1 protein-coding gene and 1 pseudogene are annotated in these 877 nt (G+C 70.2%); both read left to right on the top strand.

What is annotated here, in order from left to right; genetic code table 11:
• Positions 1-249 (top strand): helix-turn-helix domain-containing protein (locus IE107_RS34505; protein ID WP_229867489.1); only part of this gene is annotated, 249 nt, incomplete at its 5' end.
• Between the two features lie 128 nt (positions 250-377).
• Positions 378-877: pseudogene (locus tag IE107_RS34500) on the top strand (hypothetical protein); the annotation flags it as partial.

Here is an 877-nt window from a genome sequence, read left to right as displayed (position 1 = left end):
GTTGCCCATCTGTCGCCGCGTGGTCTGACGCGGGCCTTCACCACGGCCACGGGGATCACTCCGCTGGCCTACCAGCGTCGGCTGCGCCTGGAACGGGCCCGGGCCTTGCTGACGGACACCGACCTGACGGTGGAGACGGTCGCTGCCCGTTGCGGCTTCCGTGACGCACGGCAGTTGCGCCGTCTGGTCACCGAGAGCTTCGGCATTCCGCCGTCCCGGCTCCGCACGCAGTTGCGCCCTGCCAGCTGAAACGCCCGCCGGGAACGGCTCCTGACGCCTTCCCTCGGCCACTTCCTTTCTTGTTCTCCCCATGGGGGCGGTTGCGTGTGCCGCACCGCCATCGATCGACCGTTTTATGGAGGTATATCGTGTCAAGATTGAACAGGGGACGCCGGGCGGTCCGCCGGGCGGGCTGGGTGCTCACGGGCACGGTGCTGTCGGTGGCGTCGTTCGCCGGGATCGCCTTCGCAGGGGTGAGCACGTCGATGGCGGACAGTTTCGCGCCCGCACCTGCCGCGTCGGACGCGAGTGCGTGGCCGACCGCGCGGGCCGTGCCGACCGGCCGGATCACGGTGGCCGTGGTGGTCAGCAACGAGGGGTCCGTGGCCACCGACGTGATGGCGCCGTACCAGGTGTTCGCCGAGTCGGAGAAGTTGTTCGTCTACACCGTGGCAGCCGAGCGCCGCGTCTCCCCGCTGTCCGGCGGGGCCCATCTCCTGCCCGACCACACGTTGGCCGAGGTGGACAGGGGAGTGGTCCCCGAGCCCGATGTGGTGGTCGTGCCCGCGGTGACCGACCCGGCCGACGCCAAGGAGGCGCGGCTGCGGGACTGGATCGTGGAGCGGCACCGCAAGGGCGCGCATGTTCTGGGAGTATG

Origin of the sequence: Streptomyces gelaticus (assembly GCF_014649535.1) — a bacterium.
GTDB lineage: Bacteria > Actinomycetota > Actinomycetes > Streptomycetales > Streptomycetaceae > Streptomyces > Streptomyces gelaticus.
The sequence above is the reverse complement of the archived record's forward strand: the minus strand, read 5'-3'. Positions and strand labels throughout refer to the sequence as shown.